10 protein-coding genes are annotated in these 16,952 nt (G+C 57.0%); 6 read left to right on the forward strand and 4 right to left on the reverse strand.

What is annotated here, in order from left to right:
• Nucleotides 1-179 precede the first annotated feature (179 nt).
• Nucleotides 180-2,765 carry a CHAT domain-containing protein gene (locus H6G53_RS14735; RefSeq protein ID WP_190534212.1) on the forward strand — a complete coding sequence of 862 codons (2,586 nt, stop codon included), beginning with the start codon at nucleotides 180-182 and terminating at the stop codon, nucleotides 2,763-2,765.
• A 54-nt stretch (nucleotides 2,766-2,819) separates the two neighbouring features.
• Nucleotides 2,820-6,167, forward strand: coding sequence for a type ISP restriction/modification enzyme (locus H6G53_RS14740; protein ID WP_199309268.1), 3,348 nt, complete (start codon nucleotides 2,820-2,822; stop codon nucleotides 6,165-6,167).
• A 252-nt stretch (nucleotides 6,168-6,419) separates the two neighbouring features.
• On the opposite strand, the gene H6G53_RS14745 is transcribed toward H6G53_RS14740, so the two are convergent.
• Both H6G53_RS14745 and H6G53_RS14750 read right to left on the reverse strand, forming a co-directional pair.
• The gene (locus H6G53_RS14745; protein WP_099533216.1) at nucleotides 6,420-6,704 is read right to left on the reverse strand and encodes a DUF1816 domain-containing protein; all 285 of its coding nucleotides are present in this window, start codon (nucleotides 6,702-6,704) and stop codon (nucleotides 6,420-6,422) included.
• 516 nt (nucleotides 6,705-7,220) lie between these two features.
• Nucleotides 7,221-8,690: an isochorismate synthase MenF gene (locus H6G53_RS14750; protein WP_099533214.1), complete on the reverse strand. Its 1,470-nt coding sequence runs from the start codon at nucleotides 8,688-8,690 to the stop codon at nucleotides 7,221-7,223.
• A 289-nt stretch (nucleotides 8,691-8,979) separates the two neighbouring features.
• Between H6G53_RS14750 and menA the strand changes: the two genes are divergently transcribed.
• From menA to H6G53_RS14770, 4 genes are all read left to right on the forward strand, one after another.
• A complete protein-coding gene (gene menA, locus H6G53_RS14755; RefSeq protein WP_099533213.1) occupies nucleotides 8,980-9,918 on the forward strand; it encodes a 2-carboxy-1,4-naphthoquinone phytyltransferase in 939 nt (312 codons plus the stop codon).
• Between the two features lie 36 nt (nucleotides 9,919-9,954).
• Entirely contained in the window at nucleotides 9,955-10,932 is a 978-nt protein-coding gene (locus tag H6G53_RS14760) for an o-succinylbenzoate synthase (RefSeq protein WP_347343146.1), read from the forward strand.
• Nucleotides 10,914-12,347 (forward strand): AMP-binding protein, encoded by a 1,434-nt coding sequence (locus tag H6G53_RS14765; RefSeq protein WP_190534214.1) that lies wholly within the window; start codon nucleotides 10,914-10,916, stop codon nucleotides 12,345-12,347. Before H6G53_RS14760 ends, H6G53_RS14765 begins: the two co-directional genes overlap by 19 nt.
• A gap of 163 nt (nucleotides 12,348-12,510) precedes the next feature.
• A complete protein-coding gene (locus H6G53_RS14770; protein WP_190534216.1) occupies nucleotides 12,511-13,245 on the forward strand; it encodes a DUF928 domain-containing protein in 735 nt (244 codons plus the stop codon).
• Here H6G53_RS14770 and H6G53_RS14775 read toward each other — a convergent pair.
• Together H6G53_RS14775 and H6G53_RS14780 are read right to left on the reverse strand one after the other, a co-directional pair.
• On the reverse strand, nucleotides 13,225-15,828 hold the full coding sequence (locus H6G53_RS14775; protein ID WP_190534219.1) for a CHAT domain-containing protein: 2,604 nt from the start codon (nucleotides 15,826-15,828) through the stop codon (nucleotides 13,225-13,227). The two genes, H6G53_RS14770 and H6G53_RS14775, sit on opposite strands and share 21 nt — an antisense overlap.
• Nucleotides 15,825-16,622 carry an S-layer family protein gene (locus H6G53_RS14780; protein WP_190534221.1) on the reverse strand — a complete coding sequence of 266 codons (798 nt, stop codon included), beginning with the start codon at nucleotides 16,620-16,622 and terminating at the stop codon, nucleotides 15,825-15,827. The genes H6G53_RS14775 and H6G53_RS14780 overlap by 4 nt, the downstream gene beginning before the upstream one ends.
• Nucleotides 16,623-16,952 lie beyond the last annotated feature (330 nt).

The raw sequence follows: 16,952 nt of genomic DNA on the forward strand, positions 1-16,952 counted from the left end.
CAGCTTGGGTTAACCAGCTTGGGTTAACCAGCTTGAGTTAACCGGCTTGGGTTAACCGGCTTTGGTCAACCAGCGAACGAAGAGGGGACGAAGCCTAGAATAATAGGCGCTTCATCCAGTCCCGAGAAATTGCCCGATCGCCAACCATCATTTCCACTCCCCTACCTCAGGATCGCCTCATGTCCTTTCGCGTACTCTCGCAAGTTTGGCCCTGGTTGAGAGTTTGGTTGGGATTCACGATCGCCCTCGGCCCAGTCTGGATCGGCGGCCCAGCGCTGGCCGACGTGGTTCCGGCTGATGACGGATTGGGAACCCTTGTGGATCGCCCCAATGATCAACAGTTCAACATCACAGGTGGCAGTCGATCGAGCAGTGGAACCAACCTCTTCCATGGGTTTGAGCAATTTGACCTGGAACCGGGCGACAGAGCCACCTTCATCATCGATCCCAGCATCCAGAACATCTTTGGCCGCATTACCAGTGGCGATCCCTCGGTGATTGATGGTCTGGTGCAAATGAGCGGCGGTTCCGCCAATCTTTATCTTTTGAACCCGGCGGGCATCGTCTTTGGCAGCACGGCCCAAGTGAACGTACCCGGCAGCTTTTATGCCACCAGCGCCAACGCTGTGCAATTTGGTCTTCAGTGGTTCAACGTCTTTGAAGGCAATGATTTACGGGGATTGAACGGCACGCCCACGGCCTTTGCCTTTTCGCCGTTCCTGGCCGGGTCGATCGTTCATGATGGAACCATTCAAGCGAATCAACAGGTGGCCCTCCTGGGGGGAACCGTGCTTTCTACGGGATCGATCGCCTCAGGGGCCAACGCCGTCACAGTGGCCGCCGTGGAGGGCGATCGGGTGGTGCGCATCCAGGCGATCGGCAACATTCTCAGCTTCGACATTGGCATCCCTGGCCTCAGCAGCCCCAACAACAGCCCCATTCGGCCCGCTGATACGGGATTCTTTGCACCCCTCACCCTACCGGAACTGCTGAGCGGCCCCGCTGAAAACGTCGCCACCAGCATTGCCGTGGGGGACGATGGAACCGTGCAACTCACCCGCACTGGCGCAACGGTGACTCTGGAGCCGGGCGCGGCCTTGGTGACGGGGCCGGTTAATGGCCAAGAGGGGGGCACGGGTTTGCAAGTGTTGCGCGATCAATCGCCGTTCCCTGTGCTGCCAAGCGTTCCCAATCGCCCCGGATCTCTCGATGAACTGGGCGATCGGCTACCCCCTAACAACGCCCAAGATATTGCCAGCGACTTTGAAGCCGGAAAGTTTGACCCGCCCGGCCTGCAAGGGGAGTTTGGCGATCGGGACTTTGGCCCCATTGGCCCGGGGGGAGAGGGAAATCTAGCCTTTGATCCAGGGGAGTTGGGCCCCGATCACCCTCCGGGGCCCGATGGTGAATTTGGCCCAGACCCCCGAGAGTTGGGGCCCGATGGTGAATTTGGCCCCGGTGAACTGGGCCCCGAAAGTCTCGCCATGCTGGCTGACATTGAGGCCGGTGATCTAGCCCTGGATGCCAGCCTAGGCGACACCTTCTTGGAAGGAAACTTTGACCTAGGCTTGGATCAACTGGAAAACACCTGGACGCAGCAAATTGAGACCTATTTGGGTAGTTCAATCTCCAACAACCCCGTCAGCAGTGCCTCTTTACGGGAACTGTTGAGCGACATTCGACAACAGACCAACAGCCAAACTGCCTTGATCTACGTGATGTTGCAGGAACAACAAACGGATCTGGTGGTGATTACCAGCAGCGGGGAACCGATCTACCGGCGATCGGGCGTGGGCCGGGCCGAAGTGTTGGCCGCCGCCGATCGCCTGCGCCAAGCGATCACCAATCCTGTGTTGCGCCGGGGCAACGCCTACCGCACGGCAGCAGAACAGCTCGATCGCTGGTTGATTGCCCCGATCGCCTCAGAACTGGCCGCCCAAAAGATCGATACCCTGCTGATCTCCCCCGATGTGGGCCTGCGATCGCTCCCCTGGGCCGCCCTGCATGATGGTCAGCAATTTTTGGTGCAGCGGTTTGCCTTAGGCATGACCCCCAGCGTTAACCTAACCGATGCCCGCTACGTCAGCCTTCGAAATGCGCCCATTTTGGCCATGGGAGCTTCTGAATTTCCAGCGGGGTTAAATCCCCTGCCTGCCGTCCCCATGGAACTGCAAACCATTGCCCAGGAACGGGCCCAAACCACCACCTTCTTGAACGAAGCCTTCACGATCGCCAACCTGCAAAACCAGCGCCAACGGCAACCGGCTCCCATTTTGCACCTGGCCACCCACGGCGAATTCAAACCTGGCCAACCGGTGAATTCCTACATTCAGTTCTGGAATCAGGAGCGCCTGACGCTCGATCGACTGCGGGAACTGAGTTTGAACAATCCCCCCGTGGAGTTGCTGGTGCTGAGTGCCTGTCGCACGGCCGTGGGTGATGCGAATGCGGAGTTGGGGTTTGCAGGGCTAGCCGTACAGGCGGGTGTGAAATCTGCCCTTGCCAGCCTTTGGTATGTGAGCGATGAAGGAACCCTAGCCCTCATGAGCGAGTTTTATCGACAACTCTCGATCGCCCCCACAAAGTCCCAAGCCCTGCGTCAGGCCCAAATGGCCATGATTGAAGGACGAGTCCGCGTTGAAGGGAGCGGCCTCACATCCAGCGCCCGGGGGCCGATCCCGTTGCCGTCGCTTCCCGACAATTCCGGATCCCTGGCTCATCCCTACTACTGGGCTGCCTTCGTGGCGATCGGCAGTCCTTGGTAAAGTGAATAGAATGCACCTGATTTAGCGATCCACACAATCCAGCGCCCCTCGAAAATGCCTCTAAGCCTTGAATCTTCAATTGCAGCTTTCGGAAAAGCAGTTAAGGGCAAGCTTTCCAACCCAGCGACTAGTGGACAACCTGAAGATCAGCTCAGAGGCCCCTTTGAGCAATTATTAATAGATCTCGCTGAGTTGATCGGTCTCAAAAAGGGCGATGTGATCCCTGTCGGAGAATCAGCCATTGGGGATTTGAAAACCCGCCCCGATTATTCCGTTACTGTGCGGCGCGTTTTGGTGGGATTTATTGAACTCAAAGCCCCAGGAAAAGGGTCAGATCCCAGAAAGTTTAAGGATCGCCACGATAAGGCTCAATGGGAAAAACTAAAAGCACTTCCCAATCTGATTTATTCCGATGGCAATAGCTTTAGCCTCTGGCAAGATGGGGAATTAGTTGGCTCGATCGTTTCCTGCTCCGGAGACATTGCAAAGGCAGGACAACAATTAACTGCACCAGCGAGTCTCCTTGATTTATTTCGCCAATTCCTATTTTGGCAGGCAGTTCCACCGCGTAATGCAAAGGAATTGGCGGTTATCAGTGCGCGTCTTTGTCGGTTATTACGAGATGAGGTAGTCGAGCAATTAGCCTTGGGTTCCGAGGCACTGACAGCCCTTGCAGAAGATTGGCGAAAACTGTTATTTCCCGATGCAACGGACGAGAAATTTGCAGATGGTTATGCACAAGCAGTAACCTTTGGGTTGCTCATGGCTCGGGCTAATGGAATTGAATTAGCTCAGGGACTCGATCGCGTTGCCATTACCCTCAAAACAAACCATTCGCTAATTGGTGCAGCGTTGCGATTATTAACGGAAACGTCTGAAAATCAGGCGACGCTTAAAACATCGCTGCGATCGCTTACTCAGGTTCTCGATGCTGTCGATTGGCCAACCATCAGCAAAGGTGATCCTGAAACCTGGCTTTACTTCTATGAAGATTTTCTAGAAGTTTATGATAACGAGCTACGCAAACAAACTGGGTCATACTACACGCCGCCCATTGTGGTCGAAACGATGGTGCGGCTGGTGGATGATCTCTTAAAAAGCCCCAATTTTGGTCTGCATTCGGGTTTAGCTTCACCATCCGTAACGGTCATCGATCCAGCAACGGGCACAGGAACCTATGCGCTGGGAATTCTCAAGCGCATTGCTGAATCAGTGCGCGAGAACGAAGGAGAAGGGGCGGTTCCCCAAGCGATTAATACAGCTCTGAAGCGATTGATTGCTTTTGAAGTGCAATTGGGGCCGTTTGCTGTGGCTCAATTGCGAATTTTAGCGGAAATTATTACGTTAACTGGTGATAGTCCGACCGAATCACTGCGAATGTTTGTGGCTGATACCTTGGCTGATCCTGAGGATGATGCCGGGTGGATCCCGCAACTGCTGGCCCCGATCGCCCAATCCCGCAAAGCCGCCAACCAGATCAAACGTACAGAACCAATTACCGTTGTGATTGGCAATCCACCCTATAAGGAAAAAGCAAAAGGGCGTGGTGGTTGGGTCGAGTCTGGTAATTCTCAAACGGGAACCCTTGCACCGTTAAATGACTGGCAACCGCTGAAAGATTGGGGTGTAAGTGCCCATGCGAAGCACTTACGAAATTTGTATGTTTATTTTTGGCGCTGGGCTACTTGGAAAGTTTTTGACCACCACCCGGATAACAGTACGGGAATCGTTTGCTTTATCACTGTTTCCGGCTTTTTAAACGGGCCTGGTTTTCAGCGAATGCGGCAATATTTGCGGGAAGCCTGCGATCGCATCTGGGTAATTGACTGCTCTCCCGAAGGGCATCAACCGGATGTCAACACGCGACTGTTTCAAGGTGTTCAGCAGCCTGTTTGTATCGTTCTAGCGAGTCGTTCTAAGCAGCAGAAAGCAAATGAGCTGGCGACTGTAAAATTTCGGACACTACCGATCGGATTGCGAGATCAAAAGTTTACTGAATTGAGCCAAATTACTCTTGATGGGTCTGGTTGGCTCGACTGTCGCTTGGATACAGACTGTTCACAATCGGGCAGTCGATCGCCCTTCGCTCCTGGCTCAACGGGTGCTTGGTCAACCTATCCTTGCCTACAGGACTTTTTTAACTACAACGGCTCGGGCGTGATGCCAGGTCGTACCTGGGTGATTGCACCTGATGTTGAATCATTAAGTCAACGCTGGCAAACCCTAGTCAAGGCTCCCAGTCATCAAAAAGAACTGCTTTTTCATCCTCATCTCAGAAAAGGCAAGCCGGGTGACAAACACTCAGCAAAGATCATCAGTCAGCCTTTAGCCGGTCAACCCCAACGCTTAATACCGGTGGCAAATGATACTCAATCAGTTTTACTACCAGTTGGGTATGCCTATCGATCATTTGATCGCCAATGGATTATTCCTGATAATCGATTAATCAATCAACCGAATCCAACCATTTGGCAGTGGCACTCAGACCATCAGATTTATCTAACTGCTGTCAATCGAACTTCCCCGACCACCGGCCCGGGACTGACGTTTACCGCACTTATCCCAGACTTAGATCACTACAATGCTCGTGGTGGCAGAGTTTTTCCATTATGGGTTGACTCAGAGGCTCAAGTTTCCAACTTTAAACCTGAATTTTTAGACTGTTTAAGTCACACTTACAATCAGCTTTTTAGCCCAGAGTTACTGTTGGCATATTTAGCAGCGATCGCTGCCCATTCAGGTTTTACAAAACGCTTTAAAACAGAGCTGAAAACACCAGGTATTCGGATTCCATTGACAGCCGATCCCAATTTATTCGCTGAGGCGGTGGAAATCGGGCGACAGGTTCTGTGGCTGCATACCTTTGGCGACCGCTGTGCTGACCCAAGCCAGGGCCGGCCGCCGGGGCCGCCGCGTCTGCCGAGCGATCGCCGCCCGACGATTCCCAAGGGGGGCACAATTCCGGCTGATCCTGACCGAATGCCAGACACCATTAGCCACAATGCCAACCTGAATCGACTCCATGTGGGCGATGGCTATATCGACAACGTGTCCGCTGCGGTTTGGAATTATGAGGTTTCTGGTAAACCGGTGATTCTGCATTGGTTCAGCTATCGCAAGCGAGATCGCAGCCGTCCCCTATTGGGTGATCGCCGTCCCCCCTCTCCCTTGAGCGAGATCCAACCCGATCACTGGCTGCCTGAGTACACCACGGAGTTACTGAACCTGTTGAATGTGCTGGGCTGGCTGGTGGAGTTGGAACCCCAACAGGCGGAATTACTTGATCGGATTTGCCAGGGGGCCACGTTATCTCGGCAGCAACTCATCAAGGCAAACGCTCTGACTGAAACGGTGGTTAAGAGCAAGTCTGCTGTGAGTCCCGGTCAAATTCCGTTACTTTGAAGTCTAGTTCTTAGCAATCTCTAGGTAAGCTCAACAGGTTGCGAACACAGATGTCCAAACGGTTCATGACGGCTCATGAATGCCAGATAGGATGACGGTTTAGATGGCACTGACCGTCATCCCTCAATGCAGAATCAAATTGAGTAGCCAGGTCGCTCGATTCTTCACCTCCCGATCGCCCGTTGGGATCATCCCCATCACCGAGGGCTGCCGGGCGATCGCACGAGGAGTTTTCCGAGAATCGCAGGGGCCCTAAGCCTGGCTACTGACCATCGAGAAAGGGCGATCGCTCGGGGCCGCCTCCTCTGCTTCATCGAAAATGGTCAAATCCGTGGGTTTGCAGCGGGCTACCTTCACCGCAATGCCCTGTGCTCCTTCGATTTCCAAATCTTCCACATAACCGGCCACCGATGCTTTGGCTGTGGACTCCAAGCTAAAGGGACCAAAGTAGTAGGTGCACCGAGGAACCTGGGTCGTGATTTCGACCCAATAGGCCAGGCCCAGGGCATTCATTAAACGGGCAGAGAAGTCTTTCATAGGCGCTGTGGCTTGCGGGCGCTATTCAAAGTCAATTGCTATGGATATACGGGAAAGACGCGGACTGCAACAGACGACACTCCGGTCAGTGTGGAGGAATGTGGCTTTGAGGAAAGCGCAATAGGATACAGAATCACGCTCGATGGGGGCAGTCACATCGAAACGGTTGGTCTCTCGATCGAGATCTTTACACTTCGTTATACTCTGCTTAGCCCATTTTTCCAAGCACTGTCCGAAGGAAAGTTATGGCGATTCGTCAAGGAAATGGGGATCAGTAAAGACTGGAGGGCGATCCCGGCTGATCCGGTGATGACTCCGGTTGCTAAGCTCCTGCAGCGTAGCAAAGATTTTTGGTACTGATCAAAAACTGGGTTTGGCGCTTCGTCCTTCTTGATTGGGTTAAAGACTGAGTTAGAGGCTGGGTTGAAGTGGGATCCATGGGGGCGATCGCCCGGATGTCCGGTGGCGCTGGGTAATTGGATCCACAAACTTGCAACCTCTTAGCGTGGCCAATGGTTAAATTAAGGCGGCCCAGAGGGCTTGGAGCTTGAGTTGAATTTCGGCTAGCTCGCGCTCGGGGTCGGATCCGGCCACAATGCCCGCGCCCGCAAACAACCGGGCCCGATCGCCCTGGATTAGGGCCGATCGAATCCCCACCGCAAATTCCGCATTCCCCATTGGATCGAGCCAACCGATCGCCCCGGTATAGAGCGATCGCTCAAAGGGTTCGTAGCGATCGATGGCGGCAATGGCGGCCGATCGGGACAAACCCGCCACGGCTGGGGTGGGGTGCAAGGCCGCCACCACATCCAATGGATCCACATTGCGTGGCAACCGGCCACAGATTGGCGTTTGCAGGTGTTGAATATTGCTCAATTTGCGCAGGCCAGGCTTGACGGCCACCTTGGGATGGGCCCCCAACTGGGCGAGGCGATCGGCAATGAAGTCCGCCACCAATCGGTGTTCGTGCAGTTCCTTGGGGTTGTTGAGCAGGCGATCGCCCCAGGCTCGATCGAGTTCCGGTGTGGTGCCGCGCGGAGCCGACCCAGCCAGGGCTTCCGTGGCAATCCGGCCGTGATCAATGGCCACCAAGCATTCAGGGCTGGCTCCCAAGAAGGTTTGCCCCCGATCGTTCCCCACCGCAAAGGTGTAGCAACCGGGGTGACGGTGGCGCAGGTTATGGAGCAACAGGGCCGGATCCAAGGGTTCCGGGGCTTGCCAGTCGATCGCCCGGGCCAGCACCACCTTGCAAAACTGCCGATCAGCAATATCTTTCAGGGCCGATCGAGCCGCCGCCAAAAAGGCCGGATCATCCGGCGCGGCCAGCTCCCACCCACCGGACTGGTAACGGGCTGTCCTGGCAGTCAAGCTGGTGCTGCTGCTGCGCCACTGCAACAGTCGATCGAGCGGTTGCCACAGTTCCCCACAGAGCTGATCCAAATCGGTGCAACCATCCACCCAAGCATTGGCCGTGAATGTGGTGATGGGGCCCTGGGCGGTGGTGCGGCGAACCACTTGCCAGCGGGGTAAAAAAATCAACGCCTCCCCAAAGGGACTGCCCAGGTCTCGCGGTTCGTCAAGGAAGGGAAACGCACAAAGCAGCGAGGGAATCGATCGGGTCGAGGCCGGGCGATCGCCCTCGGCCATGCCATAGGCCCGCTCGCTCGCTCGCAACAGGCCGTGAATCTTTCGAGCAAAGGCCTTGGTTTTTGTGAACCGATCGCTTCCGGCCACCGCCAAGGCCACCGTGCGATCAAAGGCAGCAATTGCCGATCGACGATCGGGTTTTTCAAAATAAAAACTGAGGCAATCCGCCTGGGAAAACTCAGCAAAAACTTCCAGGGGATCGAGCGCCGGAATTTCAAAAGTTAAACGCACAATTTGCGATCGAAACGATCGCAAGAACTCGTCCCGAGCTGCCTCAAGTATGCAATAGAGGCGCGTTGGTGAGAGCAAATCTGTTTGCTGACCCAGTGCGCTTAACATTAGAATTCAGATTTGATTAAAGGCTGTAAAAAAAATTAATTATCGTCCGAACTGCCGCAATGCTTCGACTACTGGTTATCTTAATCGAGTTTCCTCAATAATACCCGCCCCCTAAGGCGCATCTGGTAAATTTGGCATGATTCAGCAGTCACCCGATCGCTCTGCCCGATCGCCCTGCTTGAACCGCGCCTGAATCCTGCCTGAACCCCCTTGGGCATTGGTGAGGCCGCTCTGGGCCTGTCGGCTGCCCAAGCCACCATCTACCACCGTTGACTGTCGTGATCGCCCTATGACTGCTCCCAGTCTTTCTGCCCCACCCAACAGCCCGCCCGAAGCGCCCTCCCGCCGTCAACTTTGGAAGGCGGCGATTAAACTGCCCATGTATACCGTGGCAGTGATGCCGATTCTATTGGGATCCGCCATCGCCGCCTTTGAAACCAAACGGCTGAATGGGGGAATTTTGGCCCTGTTTTTAGGGGCGGCCATTGCCATTATTGCTTGGTTGAATCTAACCAATGATGTGTTTGATTCTGATACGGGCATTGATGTGAATAAAGCCCATTCCGTGGTGAATTTAACCGGTAACCGATCGCTGGTTTTTGCGATCGCTAATCTATTTTTAGTGGCTGGAATTGCATCCATTGGGGCGATCGCTTGGCTCCAACAGGATTGGACGGTTTTGGCAATCATTTTAGCCAGTTGTGTTTTGGGCTATAGCTATCAAGGGCCGCCCTTTCGCTTTGGCTATTTAGGGTTGGGAGAACCCATCTGTTTTGTCACCTTTGGGCCCATGGCCCTGGCCGCTGCTTACTATAGCCAAACCCAAAGTTGGTCGCTGTTGAATTGGGGCGCGTCCGTCTTTATGGGCATCACCACCAGCCTCATTTTGTTCTGTTCCCATTTCCATCAGGTGGCGGATGATTTGCGGGCGGGCAAACGATCGCCCGTGGCCCGGCTGGGCACGGCTCGATCGGCCGCCCTGCTGCCCTGGTTTTGTGGCACAGCCTTTGGAGTAGTGGTGGCGGGAGTCCTGTGGGGGGCTTTCCCCCTTTGGACGTTGCTCACGGGTTTGAGCTTGCCGATCGCCCTGCATTTGTGTCGGCATGTGGGGCAACACCACGACCAGCCCGATCGGGTCAGCAACAGCAAATTCATCGCCGTCAAATTTCATTTTTGGAGCGGTTTAGCCCTCAGTGGCGGTTTTCTGTTGGGGGCTTGGTTACAGTAGTGGCCAACCCCCCGGCCTAAAATCAGGAGGAAACTGGTGCGATCGAATCGCTTGAATGTGCAATTTCGATATTACGAACGCAACTTTGTGCGTCCGTTACAAACCAGCTATGGCAGTTGGGCCAAGCGCGAAGGAATTGTGGTGCGGCTGCGAGATGAAGCCGATCGATTCGGTTGGGGAGAAATCGCACCCTTGCCTTGGTTTGGCACTGAAACCCTGGAGCAGGCGATCACCTTTTTACGATCGCTGGATGGGGAAATTTCACCGGCTCAACTGTGGCAAATTCCAGACACTTTGCCCTGTTGTCAATTTGCCCTGGAATCGGCCTTCAAAAGCCTGGCCAACGATCGGGAACCGGCCCCCTTTACCCTCCCGCCCGATCGCTTGGCGGCCCTGTTACCGGCCGGTGAACGGGTGTTGAGCAGTTGGCAAACTCCCTGGACAGCCGGCCATCGCACCTTCAAGTGGAAAATTGGCGTTTTTGCCAGCGAATTGGAATGGGGCTGGTTTGCACAATTGTTGGGGAACCTGCCGCCGGAAGGCCGGTTGCGACTGGATGCCAACGGGGCGCTCACGGAGGCCGCCTGTCGCGGCTGGCTGGAACGGTGCGACGGAGCGGGCGATCGGGTGGAATTTTTGGAACAGCCCCTGGCCCAGGTGGCTCCCATGCAGGCGATCGCCCCCCATTTCCGCACCCCGATCGCCCTTGATGAATCGGTGACCCAGTTCAAACACCTGCAAGCCGCCGTCCAAGGGGGCTGGCGCGGTTTGTTTGTTCTGAAACCCAGCATTGCCGGATTTCCCAGTCGCCTTCAGGCCACCATTCAAACCCGCGGCCTCGATTGCGTGTTTTCTTCGGTGTTTGAAAGTTTTGTGGGCCAAGGGGCTGCGCTGCGGTTGGCGGAAGTGGGGGCGCGGCCTGGGAGCGCAAGGGCCTTGGGCTTTGGGGTGGGCAGTTGGCTGGATCCCTTGCCCCCGCGCTGGTTGGAAGGCCTATGGAACCGGCGATCCTAACGCCCGATTTGGCCTGGGCCGCGCCCGATCGCTGGTTGGCCACATTGCGCGATCGAACAGCGGCCGGCTGGCTGTGGGGCATTGAGGCCGAGGCGCTGCTGCGGGCCACGGAGGAACGAGCGGCGGCCCTGGCGCGATCGGGCTGCAAGGGAACCCAACGGCGAATTTTGCTGTTGGAATCGGAGCCATTGCCCTTTTTGGCGGGATTTTTCGCGGCCGTTGCCCAAGGCTGCTCCGTTTTTTTAGGTAATGCCCAATGGAGCACCGCTGAACGAACCCAGGTGCTGACTTGGTTGCAGCCCGATCGACTCTGGGAAAACCAGGGCGAAACCATCCTAGATAAGCCCCCGGGCGATCGTGCTCCCTTGCCCCCGACGGCGGAACCTTGGATTGGGCTACCCACGGGCGGCACATCGGGCCAAATCCGCTTTGCACTGCACCAACCCCGATCGCTAGCCGCTTCCGTGGCCGGCTTTTGCGCTTATTTTGCGGAAGATTGGCCCGGCCCCCAAACCCACAGCACCCTTTGCACCTTGCCCCTGTGCCATGCCAGCGGGTTAATGCAGGTCTTGCGTTGCTTTTGGGGCGGCGGCCGGTTAGCCCTGGCTCCGATCGCCCAAGGATTGCGCTTGGGGTCGATCGGGTTTTTGTCCCTGGTTCCCACCCAGCTCCTGCGGCTGCTGGGGCCAGAAACCCCGTGGCTCCAGCAATTTCGCGTGATTCTGTTGGGGGGCGCGCCCGCCTGGCCGGCCCTGCTGGATCAAGCCCAAGCGGTGGGGGTGCGGCTGGCTCCCACCTATGGCTCCACGGAAACCGCCTCCCAGGTGGCCACCCTGCGGCCCGCTGAATTTCTGGCCGGGGCCCGAGGGGCAGGACAGGTGTTGCCCCATGCGACGGTGGCGATCGAGTCAAACTGGGCCCACGATTCCCTTGGGAACAGCTCAACCCTTGGCCGAGTGGCGATCGCGGGGAATTCCTTGGCGGCCGGCTATCTGAGCGCCCCAGGGTTTACCCCTCTGGACACCACTGCCACGGGGCAATTCCTGACGGATGATCTGGGCTATTTTGACGGGGCCCAACGGCTGCATTTGGTGGGCCGCGCCAGCCACAAAATTATCACCGGGGGCGAAAATGTCTATCCCGCCGAGGTGGAAGCGGCCCTTTGGGAGACGGGATGGGTGGTTGATGTGGTGGTGTTGGGGTTGCCCGATCGGGAATGGGGACAGGCGATCGGGGCGGCCTATGTGCCGGTGAACGCCATGATCACGCCCAATCAACTGCGATCGGCCTTGGGCGATCGGCTCAGTCGCTACAAAATTCCCAAACGCTGGCTACCCCTAACCCAGATTCCCCGCAACGCCCAAGGCAAGGTCGATCGGCTGGCCTTAGCCGCTCAGTTTCGCCCATTCGGTTAAACCAAGCCGGTGGACTCGCCTGCTCGCCACAGCCAAGGATAACCACGGGATTCAGGCGAATCAGAGAAATTTCGAGGAAGATGATTAATGAGCACTTAATCTTCCCCTTTTCCTGATCATGATTCATGTTCAGTCTCGTTGTGCTGGGTTTGGACTAACCCACATGGGTCTTGTTTTGGCTGGTTTGTTGGCAGGGGTGACGCTCGGAGCTTTGCCGGGCTGGGCGATCGAACCGCTTCAGCCGATCACCCGCCGGGCCAATCCCACCCTGAGCCAAACCCAGCAGCAACCCAAACAAGCCAGACCCCCCGTGCGGGGCGATCGACCGATCAATGGCCGCGGGCGTGGGGCCGGGAGCTATAGCGGTTGCACCATGGAGGGGGCGGCGGATCCGGCCAAGCTGCTGGTGGCGCTGGTTCCACAGGTTGTTTGGGAAAATGGGGAAACGGTGGTTTTGGGCGAAACCCGCCATGCTCAGCCTGGGTTGTGGTTTTATGTGGGCTATCCAGCGGGCACGGTGTTGGAATGGGAATTGCAAGATGCGGACGGTTATGCCCTGGATCAGCAGCGCTTGGTGATGGGTTCCCAAGCGGGGCTGTTGCGATTGCCCCTATCGCCCAACGGCCCGGGCCTTGCGCCTAATCGTTTCTATTCCTGGTATTTGCGGGTGAACTGTGCCAATCGACCCGAGGAATCGGTGGACTTTGTGGCGGGCACGATCGTCCATGCGGCCAATGCCAAAACGGAATATTGGTTGGATCAGCTCGATCGGCTCTTGAGTCCCGGCGGCCAAGGGCGATCGCCCCAATTGATAGAACTCTTGGATCAGGAGGGCTTTAGCGATTTACGCGAGGCCCCCTTGGTCGCGCCGCCCCAGCTAGCGCCAGTCACCAATTAGGACAAAGGCGGCCCAATAGTGGGGATCGGCGGCGAGGTCGCCTCGATCGCTCAGCAGTTTCAACTTGGCTTGCTGGAGGGCGCGGGCTTTGGACAGTCCAGCCAGCCACCCCCTGTAAAACTCGCTAAAAAGCCGATTGACCGCATCATCGGCGGGAATATTCCACAGGGAAGACACCAGACTACGCGCACCCGATCGCACCGCCAGCCCTGCTAAACCCAAGGTTTCGTAGCGATCGCCCGTGGCCGTTTGGCAAGCGGACAGGGTGAGCAAATCCAGTGGTTCCGATCGCTTGGCCCGGCGCTCTTTCAGTAACTGATCCAAATCCTCCATGTTGAGCTTGCCTTCCCAGGTCAGCAAGAAAGTGTGATCGCGCTGGGAACTGAATCGCCCATGGGTGGCCAAATGCAACACGGTGATCGGTTGGCTGACCAAGGCTTGGGTCAAGGCCGTGGGCGTAAATTCCTGATTGAGCAAAATTTGCCCCTTCAGCAGTTTTCCCAACTGGGCAAGCTGTTGGGGCACGGGAGCCAGGGCCGGCAAGTCCTCGCGCGATTCGGACAAGCCAGCCCACAGGGCCGGGCCGCGCCGTCCCCGATCGGAGGCTGGATCCAGCTTCACATCAGGGGCGATCGACAAGGCAAAGGATTCCACCAAATAGCGCTCCCCATCAAACAAAGCATCGATCGGCAAGTTCCGCAGGGAAGGATCCAATACACAAACCAATAGGTTAATGCCCGCCGCTGTCAGGATGGGGCGATGGGGTTCCAAAATCCAGCGATAGAGCTGTTGGCTGTCCGGTTGTAAGGCGCGGCCCCTGCCCATTTTTCTGAAGTTGAGGGCGAGGCGCTGAAGGAGCTTGTCCAAGTCAGATTGGTTGATTGGCTGGCGGTGCAGGTTTTGGCGTTCTTGGCCCGTTTGGGGATCCTTCCAACGCACCAGGGTATCGATCGACCGGTTGGCCGATCCCGAGGCCAAATCCGGCGGCAATTCCGTGATGGCCACCACCACCACCGCCGCCCGTTCATCGGTAGTTGAGTCAGCCAACTGGAGCAAGTCCGATGGGGCGGGATTGTCGAGGCGACATTGCAGAAAATTCTCAATCCGTTGCAGTTGCAGATTTTGGAGCTGTTGGCTGGCTTCAATCCGATCGCTGGTTTCAGCCGAAGCAAACAGCAGTCCCATTTTTTGGCGATAGAGCGGCTCGGCGCGATCGAGCCAGCCTTGCACCCCTTCCGTATGCAGTCCCGGCAGCCGCACACTCAGGCCCGCCAAACTGGAGCGGGCGGCTTGGGCAGCTTCAGCGGCCAAGCGGTAAGCAGCCAAGGCCTCGCGGGCTTGGCCCAAATGGTGAGCCATCCGCCCCAACAGCCACAGGGCCTCATAGTTCCATTCGGGCCGATCGAGCGATTCCCATTGCTCAAGGGCCGATCGGGCCGCTTGGGCCGCCCCTGCCCGATCGCCCCCTTGCGCCAACACCTGACCGCGCAATTGCCAAGTCCAGCCCAACAGGGCCCGATCGCCCAAGGATGTCGCCTGTTGTTGGGCCCGTTGCACCAGGGACAACACCTGCGCCATGGGCATCGGTTGGTTTAATTGGCTTAAGGCCCGGGCCGCCGCCAACTGCAACGCCACCGTCGATCGTCCCCCTGTCCAGCGCTGGGCCGCCAGTCGCAATTGTTCCGCCCACTCCGACGACTCTGGCCGCCCGCGTTCTGTGGCCAATTCCAATCGCCCAACCATGGCCGATCGCCACAGGGTTGGATCGGGCCCCAAAATCACCGCGTGATAGTGCTCGATCGCGGTTTCAGCCCAAGTGGCCTGCTCGGTGGCGGATTCGCCCAGGGTCGCCCGCCGACTAGCGATTTGGGCCAAAGTCAGTTCCGCCACCGCGCCCAAAACCGGTTTCGCCTCGATCGCCGCCTGCCAAGCCTGTTCAAAATCCTCCGCCAACAGCAACGCCAGGGCCAAACGATGTAGCCCCCGGGCCCGAACGGCGATCGCTTCCGGTTCCCGGGGTGGCTCCTGTTGCCAGTGGCGCTGCAAATCCCACAGCCGCACCAAGGCCCGGCGCTGGTTGCCGGCCCCCTGCCAAACGGCGGCCTCGTCAATTTGGCTGTTCAGGGTTCCCACGGGGTCGCCGGCCGCTTGGTATTGCTGGGCGGCCATTTGAAAAGCCTGTTCCGCCACACTCCACTGCTGTTGGAGGGCGGCGGTGGCTCCGGCCGCTCCCCACAGCCGAGCGGCCACGGCCGCCGACAGACCCCCCGCAAGGGCCGATCGCCCCCGATCGACCCAAGCTTGGGCCGCCGTGGTTTCACTGAATTGCAAGTGGGCCCAAGCCAGATAGCTCGCCACCAGCCCCAGGGTTTCCCGATCGCCCCGTTGCGTTGCTGGCTCCAGTACCGATTGCCAAAGGGCGATCGCTTCCCGGTAGCGACCCTCGTGATAGGCTTGCCGGCCCGCTTCGAGCAAATCATCCAGCGCTTGAGCTTGGGCCCGCTCTCCGAGACCCGACAGGGCGATCGCCCCGCCCCAACCCAACAAACCCAACAGTGATCGCCGAGACCAGGATCGATTCATGGTTCAGCTCCCCAACGGCAACTCGATTCACCCCCCGCCCATTGCACCGGAGCGCCGGCCATTAACTGAATTTGTTCGGCTTCTGTCCTTTGCCAATGGGTGGCTTCCAAGATCGGCTCCCGCAGCGGAGGGGTGGCTTCGGCTTTGGCGGTGGTCGTTGGGGCGATCGGGCGCAAGTCCGCCGTAAAGGGCATGGCTTCCAGGGTGGCCGCCTCGATCGGGTTTGGTGCTTGGCCGGCCCGCCCCAAGGCAAAAAACTCGATCGCCCTCGGATCCGATCGGGGGCCGCAGGGACTGGTAGGCTCCGGCGGCACACCCACATCACTGGGCAGGGCGATCGCCCCTCGGGCCGGGTCGGGATTCAGCACCTCCAGTTGCACCGTGCCGCTAAATTCTGGCCCCCGCGCCGAGCTAGCCGTAATATCACTGCGATCGGTCAATGCCTCTTGAAAAGCCGTCCCAAACACCCCTTGGGCCCGCAAGTTCACCCGTCCGCCAAAGTTGGTGACGGCATTGGCGGAAATGTCGCTATTGCCGAGGGCCACCAGAGTATCAGTATCAATCTCGATGTTGCCGCCGGTTGAGGTAAAGAATGCATCGGTGGTGATTGCGCCGCCATCACGCAGTTCGATTTCATTAGCTTGAATGCGAATGTTTCCCGCATCACCCGCGCCGGAGAGCGATCGAATCACGCTGTTTTCACCAATCACCCGAATTCGATTTGCCTGAATATCAATATTTCCTGCGCCACCTGTGCCCAAGCTAGTAGCAGTAATTCGCGCTCCATTTCGCAAAATCAATTCGGGAGTGACAATGCGGATATTTCCCGCACGCCCTGATGGAAAAGGAGTACTAGGATCAATGGAAATATTATCGACTGTGTTGAAATTTGTACTAGTGAAAAGTCCTGTTGACCTTTGTGGATTAGGACGTAAATTATCTAATTCGATCCTTTCACCAGCAAAAATATTAATTCTTCCACCATTACCTGCTACTTGTACTTGACCAGTTGTAGGATTAAGGCAGAAGTGTTGAATGACAGATTCAGGTTATAAAAAAGGGGTAAGAAGATGTAATTCTTACCCCAAACAATCAAAAAGTAGTACACCAATGTTACGCTCATT

It is taken from the genome of Limnothrix sp. FACHB-406, from assembly GCF_014698235.1.
Lineage (GTDB): Bacteria > Cyanobacteriota > Cyanobacteriia > CACIAM-69d > CACIAM-69d > CACIAM-69d.